28 protein-coding genes are annotated in these 23,902 nt (G+C 56.7%); 20 read left to right on the top strand and 8 right to left on the bottom strand.

The genetic code is table 11. From position 1 onward, the window contains the following. Window positions 1-114 precede the first annotated feature (114 nt). From CLV97_RS00485 to CLV97_RS00460, 6 genes are all read left to right on the top strand, one after another. Window positions 115-486 (top strand): hypothetical protein, encoded by a 372-nt coding sequence (locus tag CLV97_RS00485; protein WP_146130372.1) that lies wholly within the window; start codon window positions 115-117, stop codon window positions 484-486. Between the two features lie 152 nt (window positions 487-638). Next, on the top strand, window positions 639-851 hold the full coding sequence (locus CLV97_RS00480; protein ID WP_106343557.1) for a hypothetical protein: 213 nt from the start codon (window positions 639-641) through the stop codon (window positions 849-851). Window positions 852-1,200: 349 nt separating this feature from the next. Continuing rightward, window positions 1,201-1,569, top strand: a complete 369-nt coding sequence (locus CLV97_RS00475; RefSeq protein WP_106343556.1) for a hypothetical protein — start codon at window positions 1,201-1,203, stop codon at window positions 1,567-1,569. A 109-nt stretch (window positions 1,570-1,678) separates the two neighbouring features. Next, a complete protein-coding gene (locus CLV97_RS00470) occupies window positions 1,679-1,903 on the top strand; it encodes an alpha/beta-type small acid-soluble spore protein (RefSeq protein ID WP_092037216.1) in 225 nt (74 codons plus the stop codon). Window positions 1,904-2,052: 149 nt separating this feature from the next. After that, window positions 2,053-3,633, top strand: a complete 1,581-nt coding sequence (mbcS, locus tag CLV97_RS00465; protein WP_425440532.1) for an acyl-CoA synthetase MbcS — start codon at window positions 2,053-2,055, stop codon at window positions 3,631-3,633. A gap of 49 nt (window positions 3,634-3,682) precedes the next feature. Continuing rightward, window positions 3,683-4,201: a hypothetical protein gene (locus CLV97_RS00460; RefSeq protein ID WP_106343555.1), complete on the top strand. Its 519-nt coding sequence runs from the start codon at window positions 3,683-3,685 to the stop codon at window positions 4,199-4,201. A gap of 187 nt (window positions 4,202-4,388) precedes the next feature. On the opposite strand, the gene CLV97_RS00455 is transcribed toward CLV97_RS00460, so the two are convergent. Next, window positions 4,389-4,796: a hypothetical protein gene (locus tag CLV97_RS00455; RefSeq protein ID WP_106343554.1), complete on the bottom strand. Its 408-nt coding sequence runs from the start codon at window positions 4,794-4,796 to the stop codon at window positions 4,389-4,391. 84 nt (window positions 4,797-4,880) lie between these two features. Here CLV97_RS00455 and CLV97_RS00450 point away from each other — a divergent pair, with 84 nt between their 5' ends. Continuing rightward, window positions 4,881-6,002 (top strand): S8 family peptidase, encoded by a 1,122-nt coding sequence (locus tag CLV97_RS00450; RefSeq protein ID WP_146130371.1) that lies wholly within the window; start codon window positions 4,881-4,883, stop codon window positions 6,000-6,002. 36 nt (window positions 6,003-6,038) lie between these two features. On the opposite strand, the gene CLV97_RS00445 is transcribed toward CLV97_RS00450, so the two are convergent. Beyond that, window positions 6,039-7,337: a S8 family peptidase gene (locus CLV97_RS00445; protein WP_106343552.1), complete on the bottom strand. Its 1,299-nt coding sequence runs from the start codon at window positions 7,335-7,337 to the stop codon at window positions 6,039-6,041. Window positions 7,338-7,502: 165 nt separating this feature from the next. On the opposite strand from CLV97_RS00445, the gene CLV97_RS00440 reads away from it, so the two are divergent. Beyond that, a complete protein-coding gene (locus CLV97_RS00440; protein WP_106343551.1) occupies window positions 7,503-8,093 on the top strand; it encodes a DUF502 domain-containing protein in 591 nt (196 codons plus the stop codon). A 42-nt stretch (window positions 8,094-8,135) separates the two neighbouring features. Here CLV97_RS00440 and CLV97_RS00435 read toward each other — a convergent pair whose 3' ends face one another. Further along, on the bottom strand, window positions 8,136-8,318 hold the full coding sequence (locus tag CLV97_RS00435) for a gamma-type small acid-soluble spore protein (RefSeq protein WP_106343550.1): 183 nt from the start codon (window positions 8,316-8,318) through the stop codon (window positions 8,136-8,138). 97 nt (window positions 8,319-8,415) lie between these two features. Between CLV97_RS00435 and asd the strand changes: the two genes are divergently transcribed. Genes asd through CLV97_RS00415 form a run of 3 tightly spaced genes read left to right on the top strand, consistent with a single transcriptional unit; the run spans window position 8,416 to window position 11,184 of the window. Next, window positions 8,416-9,267, top strand: a complete 852-nt coding sequence (gene asd / locus CLV97_RS00430) for an archaetidylserine decarboxylase (RefSeq protein ID WP_106343549.1) — start codon at window positions 8,416-8,418, stop codon at window positions 9,265-9,267. Between the two features lie 11 nt (window positions 9,268-9,278). Beyond that, on the top strand, window positions 9,279-9,956 hold the full coding sequence (locus CLV97_RS17815; protein WP_146130370.1) for a rhomboid family intramembrane serine protease: 678 nt from the start codon (window positions 9,279-9,281) through the stop codon (window positions 9,954-9,956). 7 nt (window positions 9,957-9,963) lie between these two features. Then, on the top strand, window positions 9,964-11,184 hold the full coding sequence (locus tag CLV97_RS00415; protein WP_170070299.1) for an MFS transporter: 1,221 nt from the start codon (window positions 9,964-9,966) through the stop codon (window positions 11,182-11,184). A gap of 6 nt (window positions 11,185-11,190) precedes the next feature. On the opposite strand, the gene CLV97_RS00410 is transcribed toward CLV97_RS00415, so the two are convergent. From CLV97_RS00410 to CLV97_RS00405, 3 genes are all read right to left on the bottom strand, one after another. Beyond that, window positions 11,191-11,529: a DUF4870 domain-containing protein gene (locus CLV97_RS00410; RefSeq protein ID WP_106343546.1), complete on the bottom strand. Its 339-nt coding sequence runs from the start codon at window positions 11,527-11,529 to the stop codon at window positions 11,191-11,193. A 159-nt stretch (window positions 11,530-11,688) separates the two neighbouring features. Then, on the bottom strand, window positions 11,689-11,829 hold the full coding sequence (locus CLV97_RS17990) for a hypothetical protein (RefSeq protein ID WP_170070298.1): 141 nt from the start codon (window positions 11,827-11,829) through the stop codon (window positions 11,689-11,691). Continuing rightward, window positions 11,813-13,150, bottom strand: coding sequence for a helix-turn-helix domain-containing protein (locus CLV97_RS00405; protein WP_170070297.1), 1,338 nt, complete (start codon window positions 13,148-13,150; stop codon window positions 11,813-11,815). The genes CLV97_RS17990 and CLV97_RS00405 overlap by 17 nt, the downstream gene beginning before the upstream one ends. 356 nt (window positions 13,151-13,506) lie before the next feature. On the opposite strand from CLV97_RS00405, the gene CLV97_RS00400 reads away from it, so the two are divergent. From CLV97_RS00400 to CLV97_RS17810, 8 genes are all read left to right on the top strand, one after another. Then, entirely contained in the window at window positions 13,507-13,782 is a 276-nt protein-coding gene (locus CLV97_RS00400; protein ID WP_170070296.1) for a gamma-glutamylcyclotransferase, read from the top strand. A 205-nt stretch (window positions 13,783-13,987) separates the two neighbouring features. Continuing rightward, entirely contained in the window at window positions 13,988-14,932 is a 945-nt protein-coding gene (locus CLV97_RS00395; protein WP_106343543.1) for an ABC transporter ATP-binding protein, read from the top strand. Further along, complete coding sequence (locus CLV97_RS00390) at window positions 14,932-15,642, top strand: ABC transporter permease (RefSeq protein ID WP_106343542.1); 711 nt, start codon at window positions 14,932-14,934, stop codon at window positions 15,640-15,642. The genes CLV97_RS00395 and CLV97_RS00390 overlap by 1 nt, the downstream gene beginning before the upstream one ends. 35 nt (window positions 15,643-15,677) lie before the next feature. Continuing rightward, on the top strand, window positions 15,678-17,066 hold the full coding sequence (locus CLV97_RS00385; RefSeq protein ID WP_106343541.1) for a GldG family protein: 1,389 nt from the start codon (window positions 15,678-15,680) through the stop codon (window positions 17,064-17,066). After that, window positions 17,063-17,989, top strand: a complete 927-nt coding sequence (locus CLV97_RS00380; protein ID WP_106343540.1) for a DUF4340 domain-containing protein — start codon at window positions 17,063-17,065, stop codon at window positions 17,987-17,989. Before CLV97_RS00385 ends, CLV97_RS00380 begins: the two co-directional genes overlap by 4 nt. Before the next feature lie 259 nt (window positions 17,990-18,248). Then, window positions 18,249-18,458, top strand: a complete 210-nt coding sequence (locus tag CLV97_RS00375; RefSeq protein WP_106343539.1) for a hypothetical protein — start codon at window positions 18,249-18,251, stop codon at window positions 18,456-18,458. A gap of 114 nt (window positions 18,459-18,572) precedes the next feature. Continuing rightward, on the top strand, window positions 18,573-18,893 hold the full coding sequence (gene trxA / locus CLV97_RS00370; protein WP_106343538.1) for a thioredoxin: 321 nt from the start codon (window positions 18,573-18,575) through the stop codon (window positions 18,891-18,893). Then, a complete protein-coding gene (locus tag CLV97_RS17810) occupies window positions 18,869-19,054 on the top strand; it encodes a hypothetical protein (protein ID WP_146130369.1) in 186 nt (61 codons plus the stop codon). Before trxA ends, CLV97_RS17810 begins: the two co-directional genes overlap by 25 nt. 100 nt (window positions 19,055-19,154) lie before the next feature. Here CLV97_RS17810 and CLV97_RS00365 read toward each other — a convergent pair whose 3' ends face one another. After that, window positions 19,155-21,482 carry a glycoside hydrolase family 3 N-terminal domain-containing protein gene (locus tag CLV97_RS00365; RefSeq protein WP_245891299.1) on the bottom strand — a complete coding sequence of 776 codons (2,328 nt, stop codon included), beginning with the start codon at window positions 21,480-21,482 and terminating at the stop codon, window positions 19,155-19,157. Window positions 21,483-21,805: 323 nt separating this feature from the next. Beyond that, complete coding sequence (locus CLV97_RS00360; protein ID WP_106343537.1) at window positions 21,806-22,306, bottom strand: DinB family protein; 501 nt, start codon at window positions 22,304-22,306, stop codon at window positions 21,806-21,808. A gap of 261 nt (window positions 22,307-22,567) precedes the next feature. Between CLV97_RS00360 and CLV97_RS00355 the strand changes: the two genes are divergently transcribed. Then, window positions 22,568-23,791 (top strand): DegT/DnrJ/EryC1/StrS family aminotransferase, encoded by a 1,224-nt coding sequence (locus CLV97_RS00355; protein ID WP_106343536.1) that lies wholly within the window; start codon window positions 22,568-22,570, stop codon window positions 23,789-23,791. Window positions 23,792-23,902 lie beyond the last annotated feature (111 nt).

The following is a 23,902-nucleotide window of genomic DNA, read 5'->3' as shown; positions in this document are numbered from 1 at the left end:
CCGACTGCATCCGACCATCGATGGACAGAAAGAAGGGGGGATTTTAGAATGGGCAACTTGTCCGTCCGAGAGATCAGTTCGCTCCTTCCGGAAATACCCAAAAGAAGGGTTGATATGGATAAAGGGGATTCTCCCGTACATAAAAACTGGGATCCCGTGACGCGTTCCGCTTTGGTGATCCTGTGGGGACTCTTGGTGTACCCCCGGCTGGACCCGGACATGAGAAAAAGGGAGAAGGAACCCGTCGCCGACCGCAATGTGGTCTACGAGCACTTTCGTGAACATATCGGAAGCAGGCAAAAGTGGGAGGAAATCTTGGCGAGACTGAAACAGTATGACTATATTCGCTACCGAGACGGAGGGAAGCTGACGGCGGGAACGAGGCTGCTGACCACGGTGGATGCCGCCAAAATGTACAAGGTGTATCGGACGTCGGTTTTGGTGCGACGTTTAAATCAGTTGGCTTCCCAAAAAAGCGAAGAATGACGAACGTTCGTCGAAACAATGGGGAGGTTGGTGACCTTCCCATTGTTTGATTGGCGAGGAATTTGTCGCAGGGAATGGAATCGATCAGGATTTTTCCCGTTTTTTGAGGTTTATTTGTTCGTAAAGAGGGTATAAACAGGAGTGGGAAAACCATGGACGAGACTCCTGGTTTTCATCTTCTGCGAACGGGGTGGTTCCTCATGGTGGAAGAATTGCGCGAAATCGAAGAAAAATTGCGCAGTATGGAGAGGGAGTTTCGATTGGCCGTTCTTCGCCACGAGTTCCTGTATCAACATGATCTGCGTGAGGAGATTGAGCGGCTGAAAAAACTTCGTCGCCAATTGAGGATGAAAGGAGCCAGCTAACCCCCGCCAACATCGGATAGCAGGACCTTCGGGTCTCGATCGGATCGTTCATAGGACAGGTACTTCCTTGTCCCGGGCAAGGGGATTTGTCCGGGGCAAGGGGCGCACATAAAAGGCAATCCCATTTGAGTCGCACTCATGAGGATATCCTTGCATAAAGGGCTGCCGGCGTCCGGCCGGCGGCCCTTTTCGTTTTTGAGCCGCCCGTTCCTGAAGGACGTTTCTTTTTTAAGGTGCCCGGACCGGATGCGCTTCATTCGCCCGACGAAAAATGTGGCACCCGGCAAGTGCATAGAGAAAGTCGGGATTCAACCATATTATGCGTGATACGCCCAAAGGAGGTGTGCAGATGAAGGAAAAAAGCATCATCGCCTATTTCCGGACCGAGAAAAACGCTCAAAAGGCGGTGCAGGAGCTGAAGGAGCGAGGTTTCGAAACGGTCCAGATGGATCGTTTTTCCCAATTCCCGGGGGAAAATGTGGTCGATCTGGATAATCCCATCTCCGAATCCCCCTCTTCTCTGGCAAGCATTACGATGGGGGCGGCGATCAGCAGCCGGGATGCCGGGGTGTTGGCTGCGGCCCATCCTGACGCCAGCGGGCTGTCCGGAGCGGATGGCCTGGATGCGCCGGAGGACGTGATAGTGACGGTGGTCACGGATGAAGCCAGGGAGGAGGAGGCCCGCTCCCTCCTGGAGCGAGCGGGAGGTCGCCTGTGAAACGGGTCTTGCGCGGCATAAAGGGAGGCGCGTAACCAAAATTTCACTCGTATCATACTCCGAGAACTTCACAAGATAAGAGTACCATCTACCAAGGAGGTGAAAAAAGATGGCCCAACAACAACAGCAAGAACGTCGGCGTAACAACAACCAACTGCTGGTTCCGGGGGCTTCCCAGGCTTTGAACCAGCTGAAGTATGAAATCGCTCAAGAGTTTGGTGTGAACCTGGGTCCGGACACCACTTCCCGGGCCAACGGATCTGTGGGTGGAGAAATCACGAAGCGTCTCGTCGCTCTGGCTCAGCAACAATTGGGTGGCGGCGCTGTTCGGTAACAAAGAATGATCGGTCTTGGAGGCGGAAAATCCGCCTCCTTTTTGTTGGTTATAAAAGGAATAAAATGTTATGTAAAAAGGACAGGATCCCCTTGTAAAGATGTAGAATGAAAAAGATGTATGGCATTTTCGCAATGGGGGGATTTATCTTGGAACTTAGAATACCGGAATATTACAACATGACCCAGGATATCGACCGCCATGCGGCGAACCGGGACAAGGTGGCCATCCGGTGGGAAAATGAGCGGGGAGAAAAGAGGACTCTGACCTACTCCGAATTGAAGGACCGATCCGACGCCCTGGCAAAGGGTCTGCTCAAGTCGGGGATGAGCAAGGGCGACCGGATCATGATCCTTTTGCCGCGGGTTCCGGAGGCCTATATCGCCTATATGGCGGCGTTGAAGGCGGGTCTGATCGTGCTCCCCTGCTCGGAGATGCTCATGCCCTCCGACATCCGTTACCGGATGACGCATGCGGAAGTGAAAGGGGTGATTGCCGACAGTGTGCTCACCGGGCGGGTCGATGAGGCGGCGAAGGAGTATTCCGGCCTGAAGCTGCGCGTTGTCCGCGGTGAGAAAAGCGGAGGTTGGGAGCCGATCGAAAACCTTTCCGTTTCGGATGATTCGGTGCGTTTGCCCCAGGTGCGGAGCGACGATATCGCCTTTATTTCCTACACTTCGGGAACGACGGGCGGTCCCAAGGGGGTCATCCATCATCACAGCTGGGCCATTGCCCATCAGGCGGTGGCGGCCAAGAAGTGGCTGGATATTCGGGAGACGGACACGGTCTGGGCGACGGCCGGTCCGGGCTGGGCCAAGTGGGTGTGGAGCCCCTTCATCTCCACCCTGGGGTCGGGGGCGACGGGATTGGTTTACCAGGGCCGGTTTGATCCGGAGAAATACCTCGCCCTGATGGAACAATACCGGGTGAATGTTTTGTGCTGCACGCCCACCGAGTACCGGATGATGGCCAAAGTGGATCAGCTGGACCGGTTTGATCTGTCGTCCCTGCGCAGCGCGGTAAGCGCCGGCGAACCCCTCAACCGGGAAGTGATCGATACCTTCCGCAAGCATTTCGGCGTGGATGTGAGGGATGGATACGGACAGACGGAAAACACCCTGTTGGTGGGAACCCTTCAGGGAATGACCATCAAGCCCGGATCGATGGGGAAGCCTACGCCGGGCAACCGGGTGGCGATCATCGACGAGAGCGGCCAAGTGTTGCCGCCGGGACAAGTGGGGGACATTGCGGTGCATAAGGATGCCCCGGCCCTGTTCAAGGGTTACTTCCGGGATCCCGAACGGACCGCCAAGGCCTTCCGAGGGGACTGGTATCTCACCGGTGACCAGGCGAGGATGGACGAGGACGGTTATTTCTGGTTCGAAGGTCGTGCCGACGACATCATCATCAGCTCCGGCTACACCATCGGCCCCTTCGAGGTGGAGGATGCCCTGGTGAAACATCCGTCCGTGCGGGAATGCGCCGTGGTGGCCAGTCCGGATCCCGTTCGGGGAGCGATCGTCAAGGCCTTCGTCGTGCTGAAACGGCCGGAGGAGGCATCGGAAGAACTGGTGAAGCAGCTCCAGGAGCACGTCAAGAGCGTGACCGCCCCTTACAAATATCCGCGGGAGATCGAATTTGTCACCGATTTGCCCAAAACCACCAGCGGAAAGATTCGGCGGGTGGAACTTCGCATGCTGGAGAAACAAAGGAAACAAAACCTTTCTTGAATCGACGGATCCCCTTCGGTATAATCGGGGCGGAAGGGGTCGGTCAATCATGCGCGTGTTTCCCCACGGCAACGTGGTTAATTTTCAGGCTTCTGTTCGGGAAATGTTTTCCGCCGATCTTGAGCGCCTGCTGAATCGCGCGATCGAAGGGACGTCGGTATTGACGGGAACGATCGATGCGGATCAGGGGGAGCTTCGCCTGTATGGCCGCATTCGCGATGTCGAAATCGACGAGCAGGGGGATCGGTTCGCCATCCGCTTCCGGGACATGGAGAACCAAGCCGACCGGGAGGCGGTTCGTTCCTTTGAGCAGCTTTCGATCAGTCACGAAGCGCATTTCGACATTGAGGATCCCGATCGAGGGACCGTCCGTTATTCGGTATATTATGTGACTTTTACAGGGGAAGACGGGGAAGAGGAAACCTTCTTCTTCGCCGGGGAGAATTCGGCGTCCCGCCCCCTCGACTGTGTCGCCGCCTTCTGGGATCAGGTGCGGAACGTGGGAAGGGACACGGATTTTTCATCCTTCGGTTGCGCTTCGAAATTTCGTCCTGCCGGGAAGAGATGACCGGCAGCTCGACCGATCAGGAGACCCGGCCCGGCGGAAAGTCAGCCGGGTCTGTCAATAACTCAGGCGGAGGCCGTTTCGGCCTCCGCCTTTTTTTTTTGCCCATTGGGTGGATAACGTGTGCATTTTCCCAAGACGTACATAACTTGTATCCCGTAAATCGTTTATTTCTCTCCGCGCGAAACGGCTAGAATTTTTTCCGCCTCTTCTTTCGTGCCATCACTTTCTCCACGATCTGGGTGAAATTCGGCGCATTGATGATGTCATACAGGCTGTCTCCGTCCCGGGAAATCGGTTGATTCGGCAGGGCACTCTGCCGCGATGTCTTCGCCGGATTGTTGCCCCCCTGTTTTCCGCTTTTTGATTTATTTTGCCAGTTGTACAGGAAGGTAACGAGGTCGTTCAGGTTTTTTCGGTCTTGAACCATCGATGACAAGTTGTTGATCGCTTTGATCCAGCGTTCCACTTCGCTGGTGGTCATGGACAGTTGCTGCGCCAGAAGGTGCAGTTCCTCGAGCCGATCGGAGATTTTCGGAATTGAGGGGTGATCTTCGCTGCTGACGGTACTCCGTGAAGATCGTTTGTTGGGTGGCAAATTCACTACCCTCCTTTGGCATGGCCGAATCGGTCTCAATATATGCAATCCCAGCCCAAAAAGTGAGGATGGGGAGTGTTCAACATGATTTTGCCTTGGTCTGACCCCCGACCCTGGATCGGTCGAACGAAAAGAATCCGCCGCATTTTTCATCTGAAGGAATCCTGCGATCCCGAGGACGTCTGTCGGGACCTTTACCGGTTTGGCGGGCGGCCGGTTCGCGTTCTGCGCCATTTGGGGATGGTGGTCGGTGAATTTGTCCACGATGTGGAAGCGATTGGCCTTTTGGAGAGGCATCCTTATGTGCTCCATTGGGAGCCGGACCTCCGTGTAACCATCACCGAGCCCTATGCAGGGAAAATCTCCGACCGGTCCGCGCCGAGCATTCCCTGGGGAGTTCGGCAGGTGGAGGCGAACAAGGTATGGTCGATGACCCGGGGCAAGGCGGTGAAGGTGGCGGTGATCGACACGGGCATCGACTACGATCACCCGGCGGTGAAGAGCAATTACCGCGGGGGAGTCAACATCTTGTCCCCGCTGCTTTCCCCCTACGATTACAACGGGCACGGAACCCACGTGGCGGGAACAATTGCCGGATGCGCCGTGGAATCGGGACTCATCGGTGTGGCTCCTCGGGCCTACATCTATGCGGTCAAAGCCTTCAATCGAAAAGGAACCGCCAACCTGTCCGATTTGCTCAGCGCCATCAACTGGTGCATTGAAAACAAGATGCAAGTGGTGAACATGAGCTTCGGGATGGAGAAGATGAGCGAATCCTTGAGGAGGGCGATATACAAGGCTTATCGGAAGGGCATCGTGATGCTGGCCGCCGCGGGAAACAAAGGCATGTACGGAAGGGTGGATTTTCCCGCCCGGTATCCGGAGACCATCGCTGTCACCGCAACCGATAAAAGGGGACAAATCGCTTCCTTCAGCAATCACAGTCGGGAGGTGGATGTGGCCGCCCCGGGAGAGATGATCCCCTCTTCCTGGACCAACGGGGGAACGAGGGAAATGAGCGGGACGTCCATGGCGGTCCCTCATGTTGTCGGAACGGTGGCCCTGCTTTTGTATTTGAGGCCGGATTTGACCCCCGAGCAGGTTCGTCGGATTTTGTCCGCTTCTTCCGTTCCGGTGACGGGTGCGGGAGTGGGGAGAGTGAATGCGTACCGGTCCGTCCAAATGCTGGTGCACGCGCGGATATAAAAAAATGCCGCGATAAACGGCATCTTCATGCAGAACTCATTCGGCTGACACGGCCCGGAAGGCGTCGACGAGACCCTTGCCCTGTTCGTTGGGGGAAAATCCGAGATCCCGAGCCGTGGACAGCAATTTTTGCTTTACTTGATCCGGATCGAGTTCCGGATGAGCGGACAGGATCAGGGCCGCGATGCCGGACACGAGGGGTGTGGACATGGAGGTGCCGGACAGGGTGAGGTATTGGCCCGTTCGGTTGTCCGCGCTCATTTTGTCCAGATAGGAACCCGGCACCCGGAGGGAGGTGATTTCCACCCCGGGAGCGATCAGATCCGGTTTCACCACTCCGTCTGCCGTCGGACCCCGGCTGGAAAAGGAGGCGATGGTGTCGTTTCCGGGGTCTGCGGTTTCATTGTCGTCCGAGGCTCCCACGGTGATGATTCGCGGGTGGTTCCCCGGGCTGGATATGGTTCCCGCTTCCGGTCCGCTGTTTCCTGCGGCGGCGATGACGGTGATGCCGTGGTTCCAGGCTTCTTCGACGACCCGGCAGACGGGGTCATCCCGGTAGGAACCGCTGGGAGGGCTGCCGAGGGAGAGGGAAATGATCCGGATGTTGTACCGGTCGCGGTTGTCGATGCACCACTTGATCCCGGCAATCACATCGGACAAGTTCCCCGCCCCGGTTTTGTCCAACACTTTGACGCCGACCAGCCGGGCCCGGGGGGCGGTTCCCCTGTATTTTCCGTCGGAAGCGTATCCGTTTCCGGCGGCGCATCCGGCCACATGGGTGCCGTGTCCGTTGTCGTCGTAGGGTTTGGTGAGGCCGCCGACAAAATCCTTGAAGGCGACGATGCGGTTGTTGGGGCGGGTGAGATCGGGATGTGGATCGATGCCGGTGTCGACCACGGCGATGGTGACGCCTTCTCCCTGATTTTCCGCTTCCCAAACCAGGGGAGCTCGGGTTGCGGGAGCGGCTGTATCCAGAAGGGCGTACACTTTCCGATCCAGGTAAATCTTGCTGACTTCGGGTCGCTCCATCAATTCCTTGATTTGCTTCAGGGAAAGGCGACAGGAGTACAGGCCGAGATTGTCGAAGACTCGCCTGACCGGGAATTCGAGGGCCTGATGTTCTGCGGCCACGATTCCCGTTTCTTTTTTCCGGTTGGCTTCCAATTGAATCAGGACCGGGACGCGGGTCAGGCTTTCCATCACACCGAGAGCGGTCCGGTGCAGAAAACAGGGCATCCAGCGCAGCAGGTGAAGTCGGCGAATCAGGTCATTCCGCAGTGCGGAGTCCATTCGCCGGCCATGAACGCGCAGCCAATGATGTCGTGTCTGGTTCATTCATTCACCTACTTAAAAGGTTTTGATATGTTGATAGAATATTTCCGAACGGGGCAAAGGGGAACGATATCCGTCCATTTCGTGCAAAATCGGGCCGTCGTCCCATCTTTTCTGTGTTAAACTAGTACCGAGGGATGCGACAAATTTTTTGAAGGGGGTGAAACGATGCAAGGTTCGGGGGTTTTTCGTCGGCTGACCTTGATGTTTACCAGCGGGCTCCTGGTGATTCTCCCCCTGGCCGGTACCGTTTATCTGCTCCGCTATGTATACCGGTTGGTCAATGGATGGGGGCTTGCTTTGCTTCCGGAAAACCTTCGCTTTCCCGGGCTCGGCTTGTTGGTCGTGGTGGGACTCGTGCTTTTCATCGGTTTTTTGGCCCGGATCTGGTTGACCCGGAAGGTGTTTGACTTCATCGACCGGTTGATTCACCGACTCCCCTTCATCAAGGGCGTTTACGGGACCTTGAAGGATACCATTCACTCCCTCTTCGGAGAGAAAAAATCCTTCGATACGGTGGTTCTTGTCCCGGTCGCCGGCACCCGGCGGATCGGTTTTTTGACGGTGAAGGAGCCTTGTTTCAAGACGTCGGACGGCAAGGAATACGTGGGGGTTTATCTCCCGCAAAGCATGCAGTTTGCCGGGGATCTGCACTGGTTTGAGCGCGAGGAGATCGAAGTGTTGGATCTTTCCGTGGAGGAAGCGATGCGGATCATCCTGTCCGCGGGGGTTTCCAAAGGAACCCCAAAAAACGAATAACCCATCCCGGATTTCCCGGGATGGGCGTCGTGAGTATATCCGTTATTGTTGGTTTTGTTGCTTGCGGGCTTCGGCTTGTTGGTTTTGCTGGCGAACCTGTTGCGCATTCGTCTCAGAAGCAAACTCATTTTGATATTGTTGTTGTTGCTGCTGAGCCGCTTGCCGGTTCTTTTGGCGGACCTGCTGGGCATTGGTTTGGGCCGGTCCTTTGGGTTGGAAAGCCATTTTTTTATCACCTCCGGTATGTATTGTGCCCAGGAAAGTATGATTCACTCGCCGAATTCCATTCTAATTTGTGTTAGGGAGGGTTTTTGAAGGAAAAATGAAGGACCGTTTCCTCTTGTCCCTTTTTTATCTTCTCCCCAAACATGCCCTGTCCAGAGCGGTGGGTCGCTGGGCCCGCAGCCCGATCAGCCGGTTTGCGATTCCCCTTTTTATCCGCCGATTCCGGATCAACTTGGAAGAGGCGGAAAAACCCTGGCGCGATTATCCAAACCTGCTGGAGTTTTTCATACGGAAACTGAAGCCGGATGCCCGCCCCGTGGATTCGTCCCCAAACACGGGCGTCAGTCCGGTCGACGGAGTGATTTCCCAGTTGGGGGAGATCACCGAGGGCACCCTGCTCCAAACAAAGGGAGTAACCTATCGACTCGAAGATCTGCTGGGAGGGGACAGCGAACAGGCCGCTGCGTTCGAGGGCGGAAAGTTTGTCACCATTTACCTCAGTCCGCGTGATTACCACCGAATTCACGCTCCGGCCGCCGGAGAAGTAACGCATGTGTCCTACATACCGGGGAAACTGTTTCCGGTAAACGATTTCGGCGTTCGCATCATTCCCCGCCTGTTTGTGCGAAATGAGCGCCTGATCACCTTTATGCGCACCTCCCTGGGAAGGATCGCCGTGGTCAAGGTGGGGGCCACCAATGTGGGAAGCATTCGACTCAATTTTGATCCGCAGGTGTCGACCCGTTCCGCCGGAGGGCGACTGCGGAAGGTGTACGAACCGCCGCTCCCTCTATCCAAGGGACAGGAGATGGGGCGGTTTGAATTCGGTTCAACGGTTATTCTACTGTTTGAACCGGGGAGAGTGGAGTGGACCTCCGACTGGGTGTCGGGAACAGCATTGAAGATGGGTCAGCCGATCGTCCGGGGCGTCGGATCGGCCAATCACTGAGGAGGGGTCTTATGTTCGGCCACACACATATCCCCTTTCGTCAATTTCCCCGCCTGTTTCCGGTCGTGACTGCCCTTTTTTCGGTGCAAGCGGTTTTCTTCTTGATCATGACCTTCCTGGGAGGCACGCAATACATACCGAATTTGATCCGCTTCGGTGCCTTGGAACCGCTTCTGGTCAGCTACGGGGAGTGGTGGCGTCTGGTGGTGCCGATCTTCATCCACATCGGTCTTTTTCATTTCCTGTTCAACAGCTTTGCCCTGTATCTATTCGGCCCCCAGTTGGAATGGCTGTTCGGGCGAATCTCCTTTTTGTTTTTGTACTTGTTTTCAGGGTTTGTCGGCAACCTGATGACCTACTGGTACATGATCTGGTTCGGTCAAACCGGAGTGAGCCGGGGCGTCGGGATCGATCTACGGCCTGATGGGGGTTTATCTGTATCTCATCATCCGCCGGGCCATCGAGCCGGAAGTGAGCAAGGGATTGTTGGCCATGATCGGGATCAGCGTTCTCATCAGCATCCTGGATCCGCAGATCAATTTGATCGCCCATCTGGGAGGATTGGTCACGGGTTTTCTCCTCACCGGGATTCTGCTTCGCCCGAAACGATGAGAAAGGGATCGCTCCGGGGTTGGCATGAAACGGGAACTGTTAAGATGGTCCCTGTTGGTTATGCTAACCCGTGGTGAGGCGTTTATGAAATTCCTTGCTGACCGGAAACAACTGGACAGGGAAGCTTGGCTTCTCCTGCTGATCAGCGGGCTCTTTGCCGCATCCACCGCTCTGTCCAACACGTTTGTCAATGTCTATCTGTGGAAGATCAACAGCCGGTTTGCCCTGATCGGATGGTTTAATCTGATCAGTTACGTGGCGATGGCGGCGGCGTTTGTGGTGGCCGGACGGCTGGCCAAACGGGTGGATCGGGTGGTGGTGGTGCGTGTGGGGGTGGCTCTTCAGGCGGTCTTTTACCTGTCGGTGTTGATATTGGGGCGTGAAAGCGCCGAGCATGTGACCCTGCTGGGCGTTTTCATGGGAATCGGGTCGGGCTTTTATTGGCTGGCGTTCAATCTGCTGTACTTCGAGATCACCGAGCGGGATAACCGGGACATTTTTAACGGCGTCAACGGCCTCTTGGTTTCAGCGGCCGGTATCGCCGCACCGATGTTGTCGGGCTGGATCATCAAGCGGGTGGATCAGCTCACGGGATATCGGATCATTTTCAGCTTTTCGCTGGGAATTTTTTTATTGGCGGTCCTCATCAGCTTTCTGTTGAAGCGCCGGCGCGCTTCGGGGGAATATCGGCTCACGGACATTTTGAGGTTGGGAGTCCGACGGGGGACCCGCTGGTACTGGGTCAGCCTGGCCATGGTCGCCCAAGGGGCCCGGGAAGGCATTTTCGCTTTTCTCATCGGACTCCTCGTCTATATCGCCGCCAAGGACGAGTGGGTGTTGGGCAATTTTTTGGCGATTTCCTCCCTGGTTTCCTTGGTGACTTTTTATTTGGTGGGCCGGTTTATGCGTCCCGACTGGAGGGACGAGTCCGTCCTGTTGGGGTCCTTGATGATGGGGTTGGTGGGCTTGCCCATCCTGTGGGAACTGAACACTTGGACGCTGTTTGTTTTGGGGGTGGGGGCCGCCCTGTTCTCCCCCCTGTACCTCATCCCCCTCACTTCGATGGCGTTCGATGTGATCGGGGAAAGCCGGGAGACCGCCCGTTTCCGGGTGGAATTCGTGGTCGCCCGGGAATTGTCCCTCAATGTGGGGAGGATTTCCAGTCTCCTCCTTTTTCTCTGGTGGGTGGAGCGGGCTCCCTCTCCGGAACAGCTTCGCTGGCTTGTCCTGGTCGTCGGATTTGTTCCGGTTTTCACCTGGCTGGCGATTCGTCACCTGCCCCTTCCTGAAGGAAAGCGGCGATAGATGCCTTTACAAATTTCTCGCCCATTGGCTGGTGAAGGGATAACGATATTCCCCGCCGGACAAGGATCGAATCACGGCGATGACGGTGGTGACCGCGTAGAAAAGGAAGGCGATCCCGAGAAGCAGGAAACCGATCAGGACGATGAACAACAGTTTGCATAAAAACATCACGAGAATCATGAAAAGATGAAAAACCAGGGCTTCTCGGGCATGGTTGCGCACAAAGAGCGAGTCCCGTTTTAACAGGAGAATGATCAGAGGGAGAAGGATGGGAAAGAACAGGGCGCTGCCGTGGCAGAGAGCCGCCAGCAGCTTTTCCTCACCGGATGGTGCGAGCGCGTTCATATTGTATGACTCCTTTCATGAATGTCCTCCTTATTCTATGCCATTCCGCCCTTGCCTGTACAGGCTCGGCCCATAAAAAAACCAGGGAGGACCCTGGTGGACAGTTGACAAACATCTCGGATCTGGAGTTGAATAACCGGCAGTCGTTTCACCCGGGCCTCAGATGTGAACGGGATCCCCTTTGATGGTGACGGAACTTGCCACATCCCCCGACGCATGCTGGGCGTCGATACCCACTCCCGGTGCAAAGGCAAGGGCCATCAGCACGAATACCGTCAGCAGTTTACTCAATTTCCTCATACCCCATCCCCTCTGGTTGTGAAAGTTCTACTTGTACTTTATACATCTTTTCCACGTACTGGTGAAATTCCTGCTCGTTGGTATGTTCAACGCATTGGGCGAGGCGGAAGAGAGCGGCGTACTCCCGTTTTTTGTTTCGCTGTTTGCGGGCCAGTTGCAGCGCCTGCTGATAATAGGGAACGGCCTTGCTGTCGTCCCCCTCGGCCCGGTGGCAATCTCCGGACACCAGGTAGGCCAAGGCGAGTCTCCGCAGATCATTCGTACGTTCTCCCGTCTTTCGGGCTTCACTCATCGCTTTATGGGCTTCCTCCCATTTCTGCTGGTTCATGTACAAAATCCCCAGCTTGGTGTAGACGGTAGTGAGGCCGTTGGGGTACAACATGTTTTCGCTGACGGAAAGGGCGGTTTTCAAAGCGATCTCCGCCTTGTTCCACTTTTTCATGTTGAGATAGACGCTGCCCAAAGCCGTCCACAGGTGGAACAGACGACCGGTCTGTCTGTTGATCCGACCGATTTCGATGCCTTCCTTGGCATAGTTGATGGCTTCCTCGTACATCCCGGAACGCCGGAGCAGAACGGACCGAAGCTCGTACAGATTGAGAACCGTTTCGATGCTGGGGATTTCGGGAATGGTATCCCAAAGGTCCTCGACGACCCGAAGCGCCTCCGGTACGCGGTCCAGGTGCTCCAGGTAGAGGGCTTTGTTTCCCAGCAGGACCGATTTGAAATAGCTGCGCTCCCCATCCTCCATGAAGACCTCCAGCCCTTTTTCCACCAGGTCGAGGGCTTTTTCCACGTTGTTGTTGAAATAGCTGATGATGCTCAGCTCGTTATAGCTGCCGGCAGCGATGTTGCTGCTTTTGGCCTGGGGGTTCTGGTTGGCGATGCGGATGGCGTTCAGCAGCTCCCGCTCCGCCCTCCGCCATTTGCGCTTTTTCACCTGGCTTTTTCCTCTGAGGAGGCTGATGTAGGCGGAGTAGGGATGGTCATCGGGGACGGAAAATGTTTTCAGTTCATCGATGGCCTGGTCTACGTTGCCGCAATCGATCATCGATTCGATGGAGACCAGCCGGAGTTTCATCGTCTCCATCTCTTCCTGTTTATCGGTGATCAATTCGGGAAGCTGTTCCATGTCCAGATCCAGCTTGTTCAGCAGGTAGCGGATTTTATCCACGTGGACATGGGGAATCCCCCGCTCAATGTTGCTGATGGTGGCCGGGGAGATGTTTTCGTCGGCCAGATCTTCGAGCCGCAGACCGCGTTCCTTGCGAATTTTTCGAATCAATTCGCCGGTCTGCGCCAGATCCAAGGTATTCATCATGATTCCCACTCCTTTGGGAGTATTTTCCATAATCAACCCCATTAAAGGGATCTTAATAGGGATCTTTCCCAAATTTATCATACTATATTTTCATGTTGATGAAAAACGGAAGGTTTTTCTAATCACCATTAAACTTATCAAGGGGGAAAGGATGGAAAAAGGCGTGCGATATTTTGCTTACGGGTCCTGCATGGATGAGGCGAGCTTTCGTTCTACGGTCGGAGGGAAAAATTATGAAGTGATGGGAAGAGCGGTCCTTCCCGGATACCGGCTGGCCTTTACCTTGTGGAGCGACAAGTGGCAGGGGGGAGTGGCGGATCTGCTTCCTTCGCCGAAGGATGAGGTGGAGGGGGGTTTTGTACAAACTTCATCCGTCGGCGCAGGCTCCCCTGGACAGGCGGGAAGGAGTTCCCCTCGGCCGTTATCGCCGGATGGAAGTGGAAGTGGTGTGGAAGGGTGAACGGGTACGGGCGATGACATACAGCGTCGTTCACAAGGCGCCTGCGGAAATGGCTCCCAGCCCTTCGTACCGCCGGGCGATTTTGAACGGGGTGGACCGCTTTCTCGATCCCTCCTACCGTGAGAAATTGCTCCGCATGTGGCAAGAGCGGTTCGGGATCCCTCCCGGTTGACGAAAAGCGGTTATTTGAAGGACGGGTTTCCGCCTGCGGAGGTTGCATGAAACCCGCAAAAATTTTCAATCGATGTCGGATCGGAGGGAGCCTCGCTCCTCCCTTGTCCCTGGACCTTCACCCGATTACAATATTTTTTGGATGCTCAAACCGGATTTCCTTAAGAAATCTGGTTTTTGATTTTTTCTTGTGAGGGGGGATCCATTTGCTGGATGTTGATTCCGTATCCAAAAGGTACGCCAACCGGCGTGGGGTGGAGGATATCCATTTTTCCATGGCCCGGGGGGAGATCGTGGGTTTTCTCGGGCCGAACGGTGCAGGAAAGACGACGACGATGCGGATGATCACCGGTTATCTGATGCCCTCAAAAGGGGAAGTGCGCGTCGACGGCATTTCCATGTCCGAACATTCAGGAAAAGCCAAGCGAAAGATCGGGTATCTCCCGGAAACGCCGCCCCTCTATCCGGACATGACGGTGTACGGGTATTTGAAATTGATCGCCGACCTCCGCGAGATTCCCGTTCGGGAGCAAAAGCGACGGATCGGCGAAACGATGGAGCGGGTGGGGATTCAGGAGAAGGCCACCCAACTGATTCGCAGCCTGTCCAAGGGATACAAGCAGCGGGTGGGTTTGGCCCAGGCGATCCTTCATGAACCGGATCTATTGGTCCTGGACGAGCCGACTTCGGGATTGGATCCCAACCAGATACGCGAAATTCGCGGTTTGATCCGGGAGCTCGGCGAGAAGCACACGGTTTTGTTGAGCACCCATATTCTCCCGGAGGTGGAGATGATCTGCAACCGCGTCCTGATCATTCATCAGGGGCGTCTCATAGAGGATGACACGCCGGAAAACCTGTCGCACCGGATGAATGAAGGCTTCACCCTGGCGGTGAAGATCAAGGGACCACGGGATCAGGCGGAGGCCCGAATCCGGGCGATCGATCAGGTGGAGCGGGTGGAAATTGCCGGAGAAGCCGAAGGAACCGTGGAGTTTCGGGTGAAGGCGAAGGAGGATGCGGACATTCGCGAAGCGCTGTTCTTCGCCATGGCGGAGGCGCGGTTTCCCATATTGGAAATGCGGAGGCAAAATCTCTCCCTGGAAGAGGTCTTCCGCAAGCTGACGACCACCGAGCGGAGGGATGCATGATGCGAAAGGTCCTGGCCCTTTACAAAAAGGAAATGGGGCAGTATTTCGTGACACCCACCTCCTATGTCGCTTTTGCCTTCTTTTTTGTCGTGATGGGCTATCTGTTCTCCACCGCCTTCCTCGGATCGCAGGTGGTGCGGGAGGAGTACGTGTATCAGTCGGCGTCGTTTCTTTTTCTGTTCATCACGCCGCTGCTTTCGATGCGCCTGGTATCCGAGGAACTGCGGCAGGGGACGGACGAATTGCTGTTTACTTCCCCCTTGACGGTGTTTCACATCGTGATCGGGAAGTATTTGGCCGCGGTGACCGTGGTGCTGATGATTCTCGCCATCAGCCTGATCTATCCGTGGATTCTCACCCGGTACGGCGATTTGGATTGGGGGCTCCTGGCCGCCGCTTATCTGGGCCTGTTTCTGATCGCATCGGCGATGATGGCCGTCGGCCTGTTCGCCTCCAGCCTGAGCTCACATCAAATGGTCTCCGGGATTGTCGCCTTCGCCCTGCTGCTCGGATTTTGGATTTTGGAAACGGCCAGCGACGCCTTCTACGGGGTGTCGCAGGAGGTGCTCTCCTCCTTTTCCATGCTCCATCACCTGGAGGAATTTGAGAAGGGCATTGTCGATGTTTCCCATATCGTCTATTATCTCGCGCTGATTCTTCTGTTTCTGGGATTGGCCGTCCAGTCCCTGGAAAAGCGGCGCTGGCGATAAACGGGCACAAATATTCGCGGATCGGAGGTGGTTCGATGAACAGGGGATTGAAGGTGGTCAACTCGGGCGTATTCATCGCCGCCCTGATCGGTATTTTTGCGCTTATCGTCCTCATTTCCGGGAAAGCCCCCTGGCGCTGGGATTGGACGCAGACGGGGGTCAACAGCCTGTCGGCCCAGACGAAGGAGACCCTGAAGGGGTTGAAGGAAACGGTTCGGGTTTATGCCTTCACGGATAACAGAGATACCGGCAGGCAGGTGGAGCGGCTCCTGAGGGCTTACCAAAAGGAGACGGACAAATTGGACGTTCGCTTTGTCGATCCCGTCAAGGAACCCTCTCTGGCCCAGAAATATCAAGTGCAAGAGTACAATACCGTCGTCTTTGTCAAAGGAGAAAAAGAGGAAACCGTTGCTCCCTGGGATCTGTTTGTGCCGGGGGCGGTACAGGGATCCTACGGATTTCGGGGAGAAGAGCACTTCACACAGGCCATCCGAAACCTGACCTCTTCCCAAAAACCCGTGATCTACTTGTTGCAGGGACACGGGGAAGTTTCCGGTGCGGATGCGGCGGCGTTGCGCTCCGATCTGATGGGGGAGGGCAACCAGGTGAAGGAGTTGAATCTGATTCGGGAGACCCGCGTTCCGGAGGATGCGGACGTTCTGGTGATTGCCGGACCGACCTCCGATCTGACGGGCCAGGAGGCCAAGATGATCAACCGGTTCCTGGACGGCGGCGGGAAGGTGCTCATCGCCCTTTCTCCCGAAAAGGGAATGTCAAAGTGGAAGAATATGAATGGGCTTCTGAAACGGTTGGGAATCCGGGCTTCCGGTGACCTGGTCGTCGATCCGGAACGCGCCTATTACGGCGATCCCCTGACTCCGGTTCCCCAGTATGTTGGTCACGACATCACTTCGGAGCTGATGGAGCGGGACATGGTGACGGTGCTTCCCCGGGCGACCAGCCTGGATCCGGTCAAGGGATCGGAAGAGGCCTTGGAGCAGCTGCTGGAGACCTCCCGGGACGCCTTCGGCGAGACGTCCTGGGCTTCGGAGGAGGCACGGGTGGAAAAGGGAGATGAGGACCGACCGGGTCCGCTGACCCTTGCCTATGCGGTGACGGCGAAGAAGGGCGGAGGGAAGGGGGAGGATGCCGAAGAGCCCCGGGCGGTGGTTGTCGGAAGTTCCGCCATGTTTTCGGGCAACGCTTTAACCCTGCAGGGAAACCGCGACTTTGTCCTGAACGCCGTCGGCTGGCTGCAGGGGGATGAAACCAAGGTGACCATCCGCCCCGTCGAGATGTCCCTGCGCCAGGCCTATGTACCGGCCGGCGAGGCCCTCGCGATTTTTCTGGGTACCGTCGTGCTTTTGCCGATCATCTTCCTGATCGCCGGAGGAGTGATCTGGTGGAGGAGGCGTCGGGCATGAAGCGATGGCTTCCTACGGGACTTGCCGTCCTCGTTTTTGCAGCATTGTGGTTCTTCTATTCCGGTTCGGGCGGATCAGATCCTGAAGAGAAAAGGGCGGACCGGTTGTTCCCCGGGGTCCAAGCCGAGGATGTGACCCAATTGACCCTTTTGGAGAAGGGGAAAGTCTCCCTTGAGCTCAAGAAGACCGGGGAAGGATGGGAATTTGTCCGTCCCCGTCCCCTCCCCGTGGACGGGGAGGCGGTCGATGCTTGGGTTTCGTCCTTCGTCGGGCTGAAAAATGCGGAACCGGTGGAGAAAAAGCGCCCGGACGACGTGACCCCCTTTGGTCTGAAGGACCCGGAGCTAAGTTTGACCGTATCCCTGAAAAACGGGAAAACGCTTCGCCTGGATGTCGGGAGCCAGATCCCGGTGGAAGGGGGGAACTATGTGACCACCGGGGACCAAGCCCCCGTACTGAAATTGGATGGGGTGCAGGCGGAGGGTTTACGTAAACGCCCCCTCGATCTGATGGAAAAGCAGGCGGTCTCCCTGGATCCTGAGAAAGTGACCGGGATCCGGGCTGATTGGAAAGGGAAGCGATTGGCAGCCGAGAAGAAGGGAGATCAATGGAAGCTGACGGAAGGGGAGGACCGTTTTGATCCGAAGCGGATCGGGGGTTGGATTGAACACCTTACTTATCTTACTGCCGACGACTTGGCGGTTGAAGCGGATCGGTTTAAGAAGGAAACGCCGGTTCTTTCGCTCACCTTGCGTTTGAAAGGGGACACTCGCACCGTTGTTGGCGTCAAACAAAAGGGACGGATATGGGTCATGGAGAAGGGGGGAAAATGGGCCCGGTCCTTCGAAGAAAAGAAGATCGAGGAATGGATGCAGCAGGTGGAAAAGGAGAAGAAAAAAGAAAAAGAGAAACAATCGAAGTGAGCCGAATCGCTGGAGAGTGTTGCCCGGCACCCGCTTCCGGGGGTGCGGGGCAATATTTTTGATCGAGTTGCTTTTCGAAGACAGGTGAAAAGCGGAAAAAGCCGGAGGGGGTGTGCCGCTGAGTGTTTTTGCTATTGCGCGGCACACCCCCTCCGGGATCCCGGCAATGACTTGTTCCCAAAGGATTTAGCGGGGATCAGGACGGGAAAACAATTGATGAAGCAATTAAGGTTGGAAGAAAATCGGGAGGGGGGAACCGATGGAAACGGTCGGCTGGGTTTGTTTGGTTGCGGGGGTGATATTGCTGTTCATGGCCAAGGGGGCGTTGGGCAATCGGGATGGCCATTTCGTGGACGGATGGATCGAGGCGCGGCGTACCGGGGAAGACAGAAAGCGAAACGGGAGACGGTCGCTGATTTATTTCCTATTGGGTCTGGGGTTGGTTGCCATGGGTGTGGTGTTGGTTTGACTGTTGGAATCCCGTCGGATGGCCAAGGCAACACGGATATACTGGCTGTTTGGCCCCGTTGTGCCAATATACCCATCGGGGTATAATGCGGGTAGAGGGGAGGGATTTCAAACCATGTCCATGGTAACCATAACCGATCGGGATTTTGAACAAACCATCCGGCAGCCAAAGCCCGTGCTGGTCGATTTCTGGGCTCCCTGGTGCGGGCCCTGCCGGATGCTTGCCCCGGTGCTGGAGGAGCTGTCGGCGGAGATGGGCGACGGCGTCACGATCGCCAAGTTGAATGTGGATGAGAATCCCCACACCGCCAGCCGGCACGGGGTCATGACGATTCCCACGTTGAAACTGTTCCGGGGGGGACTGGAGCTGGGCACGGTGGTCGGCTACCAACCGAAGGAACGCCTGAAGGCGTGGATCGAGTCCTATACCACATGAAGGCGGTCCTCAGGGAAAAAGAAGCGGCGGTCATTCCGCCGCTTCTTTTCCTCTTCGGGAAGCGAAAGGGATTTTCCGTCGGATTCCGGACCGCTCGTGTTCAGTCCCGGTTGATCACCGGCACCCTTCGCCAAATGGGGCTCCGTGAATTCCGCAGGTAAACCCGGTCCATAAAGCCGGGATGTAAAAAGGAAAAGGGCGTGCCGCCCCCGTCTCATTTCAGCACCGGGTGACACGCCCTCGCGGTTTCCTCTGCTCATGTCATTGCGAGATGGTGAAGGTTTTCGTCAGGTCTCCGACCCTGAGCTGGTACGTCCCGGGTTCCACGACCCGCTTCTCCGTCCCCAGGATGTCGCCGGGGATGACGGACAGCCGGGAAACGGGAATGTCGAGGATCACCCGCTTGCTCTCTCCGGGTTTCAGGGAGATCCGTTGAAAGGCGACCAACCGCTCCACGGGGCTCAATACCGACTGGTATTGGCGGTCTGCGTACACCTGGACGATTTCGTCCCCCGCCCGTTTTCCCGTGTTGGTCACGGTGACTTCGACGCGAAGCGCGCCCTTCGGTTTGGCCGACTTCGGCACCTGGAAGTTTTCATAGCGGAAGCTGGTGTAGCTCAGCCCGTAACCGAAGGGGAACAGGGGATCGTAGGAAGCGCCGGGCTGCCGGTTGTAGAAGGTGGGCACCTGACCGATCCGCTTCGGCCACGTGGAGGCCAGTTTGCCGCTGGGATTCGCGTCGCCGAAGAGAATGTCCGCCAATGCGCTTCCCCCCTCGGTGCCGGGGAGATAGGCCATCAGGAAGGCGGGAACCGATTCGATGGTCTCAGTCATCATCAGCGGCCTGCCCGCCACGAGGACCACTACCACATCTTTCCCGGTGTCGTTGAGCGCCCGAATCAGTTTGGTCTGAGCCTGGGACAGGGCGGCCGTGGAGGTGTTTCCTTCCCCTTCCGCATACGGTGTTTCCCCGACTGCCACAATGATGACATCCGCCTTTTTGGCGGCATTTACCGCTTTTTTAATTGCCTTATCTACGGCACCGGGATCATCCTTTTGATCTTCCGGCGGAACTCCCGGTTCGTAGAGAACCCGGGTGTTTTTCGAAACTTTCCCTTTGATACCTTCCAGAAGGGTGACCGCCGGCGGCATTTCCTCCGGATTTTCAACTCCCTGCCAACCGATGGTCCATCCCCCCATCTGATTGGCCGGGTTGTCGGCGCTGGGGCCCGTAACCAGTATGGTGGAGAGATCCTTTTTCAGGGGGAGCAGATTCTTCTCGTTCTTCAAGAGCGTGATGGACTGGGTCGCGGCGCGTCGGGCCAGTTCCCTGTCCGCCTGGTCCACGATGATTTCTTTCGCCTTTTTCTCATCCACGTAAGGGTTCTCAAACAATCCCAATCGGAATTTCAGGGTGAGGATCCGGCTCACCGCCTCGTCGATCCGCTTCTCGGAAACCTTTTTCTCCTTAACCAGCTCGATCAGGTTCTTGGTGAAGCCTTCAGCGTCCAAGGGGACCATCGACATGTCGACGCCGGCGTTGATGCTGATTCGGATCGCCTCTTTGTAAGTGGGAGCGATTTTGTGCACGGTGTGCAGCTTGATGATGTCTTCCCAATCGGATACCACAACCCCCTGGAAGCCCAGCTCCTTCCGCAGGACATCCTTCAGCAGGTACTCGGAAGCGTGGACGGGGATGCCGTTGACCGATCCGCTGTTGACCATGATGGTTTCCGCACCGTTTTGGACAGCCCGCTCAAAGGGGGGAAGGAAGATTTCCCGCAGGGTGCGGAGGGAAAGGTCCGCCGGAGCACGGTCCTCTCCGTTCAAAGGCTGGGAGTATCCCACATAATGTTTGACGGAAGCGGCCACCCGATCCGACGAGGAGAGCTTGTCCCCTTCCAGCCCGGCGACGGCGGCGCCGACCATTTCGGAGGCGAGAAGGGGATCTTCTCCGAAGGTTTCATAGTAGCGGCCCCACCGCAAATCCCGGCCGATGTCGGCATCCGGAGCGAAGTTCCAGTGAATGCCGGTGGCGCGCACTTCCTTCGCCGTTCGCTCGTTAATTTCCCGGACGAGGGAGGGGTTCCAACTGTTGGCCAGTCCGATGTTGTGGGGGTAGATCGTGGCTCCGAGGACGTTGTTGTGGCCGTGGACGGCATCCACTCCGTAGATGATGGGGATCTTGAGCCGGGAATGCTGGAGGGCGTACCGCTGAAGGGTGTTGGTCATCTTTGCCCACTCTTCGGGGGTGTTGGGCACCGGAGCGGCGCCGCCCCCGCTCAGAATGGAACCGACGTGATTGTCGACGAACACTTTTTTCATCCATTCCTCATTGAGCGGGCCCCGGTCCCATTCGTCCTCGCCCATCAACCGCGTCACGTTGATCTGGGTCATTTGCCCGACTTTTTCCTCCAGGGTCATGCGCTTCAGCAGGTCCTTAACCCGTTTTTCCACCGGCAGCGACGGATCCAGGTACGGCGGCTTGGATGGAGGTTTTTCCGCGGTGGCGATGGCGAAATGGGAACCCGCCAGGGCGACGGAAAGGGCGGTGACCAACATCAGCAGCGAAAGTTTGCGCCTGTTCACGGAGATCACCTCTCTGGAGGATTTGAACCGATGACGGTATTCTTCAAATTGTCACTAAAATCCTTCAATTTTTGTCCGATTTTGATGGCGCGCTCTTGAAGAAGCGATCCTGGGAGCGACCGCCTTTGTTGCGTTTTTTAAATATTGAGCGAAGGGGGTGTGAGGAGATCTTTTCACAGATGAAATGGGCTTGCCCTCACGGGATACCCGGGCCTTGTCCCGAAAAAGAAGAGCCGCTTCGGCTCCTTCCCCCTTGGAGGGGGTCAACGTTTTGTCCGCGTATTTCAGAGAACTGCCCGACGGAAAAAAGGAAACTCCTTCCCTCAGCGGGGGGTATACAAGTAGAAAATGTAATCGGTCGGAACCCCCTTATATCCCGCTTGTCGCAACATCGCCGTCAGGTTTCCCCGGTGATAGGTTCCGTGGTTGACCACGTGGCGCACCAGATCCGAAAGATTAGCGCTCGTTTCACCGTAATGAGGATGTTTGAGCGGAATGGGCCCGTCTTGCTGCTCCCGGAGGAACGATCGGTACTGCTCGGACAATCGGGCAAACCGCTCCTCCATTTCTTCCAGGCTGATCCCCTTCATCTCATCAGTCAACCGGTTTCCCAACACCCTGGACTCCTCGAAGCTTTTTCCCGACATCCCGGCAAACCACATGTGGTCGACAATGTATATGTGGGCGAACACCTGAGAGATGGACGGGAACACGCTGGTCATCTCCCGGTGCCACAGTTCCCCGGGCAATTCCTTCAGGTGATCGAACCATCGTTGATTCGCCCACACGTGGTAATCGTAGAGGCGGAGGGATGGATTCTCCATTTCGCTGCCCCCTTGGATGGAAGATAGTAAATATTACCGTAAATATTACCCTTTTTTTATACCTGAGAGATAATTTAGTCCTATTTTTCTCATAGACCATTTATTGACACTCTGATAGATTGAAAAGCGAAGGCGAGGGGGGATCGGATGGCAGAAGAGCAGCCCGAGAGCTGATTCTTCCGGGATGACGGATTGGCTCGTGTTCAGTTGTCGGAATTTCCGCCGATTGAAAACAAGTTGGCAGCAAAGGGAGGCGACGGGATGAGCCGCTTGGCTCTGTTGGGGGGACGCCCCGTAAGGGAGAAACCGTTTCCGCGATGGCCGGTGTTTGGAGAGGAAGAGGAGCAGGCGTTGATTGAAGTGCTCCGATCGGGCAAATGGGGTGCGCTGGACGGAGATCGGGTAAAAAGGTTTCAGGAGCGGTTCGCCGCTTTTCAGGAAGCGAAGTTCGGCGTCTGCGTGGTCAACGGGACCGTCGCCCTGGAGGTGGCGCTCCGGGCGGCGGGGGTGGAACCGGGCGATGAAGTGATCGTTCCCGCCTACACCTTTATCGCCACCGCCACTTCCTGCCTGGCGGTGGGGGCCCGTCCGGTGTTTGCCGACGTGGATCCGGAAACCATGCAGATCGATCCCCGGGACGCGTCGGAAAAGGTGACGGAACGAACCCGGGCGATCATTCCCGTCCACCTGGGAGGTCATCCCGCCGATATGGACGCCATCGGCGAGTTGGCTCGTAAACGCAACCTGATGGTGATCGAGGACGCGGCCCAGGCTCACGGAGCGGCCTGGCGGCAGCGGCGGGTGGGGGCGATCGGCCATCTGGGCGCCTTCAGCTTCCAGTCCAGCAAGAACATGACCGCCGGCGAAGGGGGAATCGTGCTGTCGAACGACGAGCGGTTGGCGGATGCGGCTTGGTCCATCCACAACGTCGGCCGGGTGCGGAAGGGCGAGTGGTATCAGCACGAACGGATCGGCTGGAATCTGCGGATGACCGAATTTCAGGCCGCAGTGTTGCTTTGCCAGCTGGAGCGGATGGAGGAGATGATCCGCCTGCGGGAGAAGAATGCAGCCGCTCTGAGCCGGTTGATTGAGGGGGTGCCGGGGATCCGTCCCGTCGGGCGCGATCCGCGGGTGACGACCCACGCATGGCACTTGTACCTGTTTCGTTATGACCGTCAGGCCTTTTCCGGCCTGCCCAAGGAGAGCTTTGTCCGGGCTCTTCAGGCGGAGGGCATTCCGGTGTCTCCGGGCTATGTACCCCTGAACCGCAACCGGGCCATCCGGCGGGAGCTTGCCAAACGGTTCGGAGTCGGGGAGGAGGCCGTCCCGCCGTGTCCGGAGGCCGAGCGGGCCGGCGACGAGGAGGTCCTCTGGTTTCCCCAGCGCGTTCTCCTCGGTTCGCCCCGGGATCTGGCCTCGGTGGCGGAAGCGATGGACAAAGTGCGGCGTCACGCCCGGGATTTGGTTCGGGCATCTGCGATTTAGACCTGTCCTCCACCAGAGGGCTTTTCTCTCCACAAACCGGTCCTTCAGGGCCGGTTTTTTAATGGTTCGATTTTGCCGCATTGAAACCGGAAGAAAGATGTATATGACAAG

This window comes from Planifilum fimeticola, assembly GCF_003001905.1.
Taxonomy (GTDB): domain Bacteria; phylum Bacillota; class Bacilli; order Thermoactinomycetales; family DSM-44946; genus Planifilum; species Planifilum fimeticola.
This window is presented reverse-complemented; position numbering and strand designations above follow the sequence as displayed.

Excerpts from the sequence above, each read along its gene's own strand:
- CLV97_RS00485 (WP_146130372.1), top strand. The coding sequence starts at position 115 with ATGGATAAAGGGGATTCTCCCGTACATAAAAACTGGGATCCCGTGACG.
- CLV97_RS00480 (WP_106343557.1), top strand. The coding sequence starts at position 639 with ATGGACGAGACTCCTGGTTTTCATCTTCTGCGAACGGGGTGGTTCCTC.
- CLV97_RS00475 (WP_106343556.1), top strand. The coding sequence starts at position 1,201 with ATGAAGGAAAAAAGCATCATCGCCTATTTCCGGACCGAGAAAAACGCT.
- CLV97_RS00470 (WP_092037216.1), top strand. The coding sequence starts at position 1,679 with ATGGCCCAACAACAACAGCAAGAACGTCGGCGTAACAACAACCAACTG.
- CLV97_RS00460 (WP_106343555.1), top strand. The coding sequence starts at position 3,683 with ATGCGCGTGTTTCCCCACGGCAACGTGGTTAATTTTCAGGCTTCTGTT.
- CLV97_RS00450 (WP_146130371.1), top strand. The coding sequence starts at position 4,881 with ATGATTTTGCCTTGGTCTGACCCCCGACCCTGGATCGGTCGAACGAAA.
- CLV97_RS00445 (WP_106343552.1), bottom strand. The coding sequence starts at position 7,337 with ATGAACCAGACACGACATCATTGGCTGCGCGTTCATGGCCGGCGAATG.
- CLV97_RS00440 (WP_106343551.1), top strand. The coding sequence starts at position 7,503 with ATGCAAGGTTCGGGGGTTTTTCGTCGGCTGACCTTGATGTTTACCAGC.
- CLV97_RS00435 (WP_106343550.1), bottom strand. The coding sequence starts at position 8,318 with ATGGCTTTCCAACCCAAAGGACCGGCCCAAACCAATGCCCAGCAGGTC.
- asd (WP_106343549.1), top strand. The coding sequence starts at position 8,416 with ATGAAGGACCGTTTCCTCTTGTCCCTTTTTTATCTTCTCCCCAAACAT.
- CLV97_RS17815 (WP_146130370.1), top strand. The coding sequence starts at position 9,279 with ATGTTCGGCCACACACATATCCCCTTTCGTCAATTTCCCCGCCTGTTT.
- CLV97_RS00415 (WP_170070299.1), top strand. The coding sequence starts at position 9,964 with ATGAAATTCCTTGCTGACCGGAAACAACTGGACAGGGAAGCTTGGCTT.
- CLV97_RS00410 (WP_106343546.1), bottom strand. The coding sequence starts at position 11,529 with ATGAACGCGCTCGCACCATCCGGTGAGGAAAAGCTGCTGGCGGCTCTC.
- CLV97_RS17990 (WP_170070298.1), bottom strand. The coding sequence starts at position 11,829 with ATGAGGAAATTGAGTAAACTGCTGACGGTATTCGTGCTGATGGCCCTT.
- CLV97_RS00405 (WP_170070297.1), bottom strand. The coding sequence starts at position 13,150 with ATGATGAATACCTTGGATCTGGCGCAGACCGGCGAATTGATTCGAAAA.
- CLV97_RS00390 (WP_106343542.1), top strand. The coding sequence starts at position 14,932 with ATGCGAAAGGTCCTGGCCCTTTACAAAAAGGAAATGGGGCAGTATTTC.
- CLV97_RS00385 (WP_106343541.1), top strand. The coding sequence starts at position 15,678 with ATGAACAGGGGATTGAAGGTGGTCAACTCGGGCGTATTCATCGCCGCC.
- CLV97_RS00380 (WP_106343540.1), top strand. The coding sequence starts at position 17,063 with ATGAAGCGATGGCTTCCTACGGGACTTGCCGTCCTCGTTTTTGCAGCA.
- CLV97_RS00375 (WP_106343539.1), top strand. The coding sequence starts at position 18,249 with ATGGAAACGGTCGGCTGGGTTTGTTTGGTTGCGGGGGTGATATTGCTG.
- trxA (WP_106343538.1), top strand. The coding sequence starts at position 18,573 with ATGTCCATGGTAACCATAACCGATCGGGATTTTGAACAAACCATCCGG.
- CLV97_RS00360 (WP_106343537.1), bottom strand. The coding sequence starts at position 22,306 with ATGGAGAATCCATCCCTCCGCCTCTACGATTACCACGTGTGGGCGAAT.
- CLV97_RS00355 (WP_106343536.1), top strand. The coding sequence starts at position 22,568 with ATGAGCCGCTTGGCTCTGTTGGGGGGACGCCCCGTAAGGGAGAAACCG.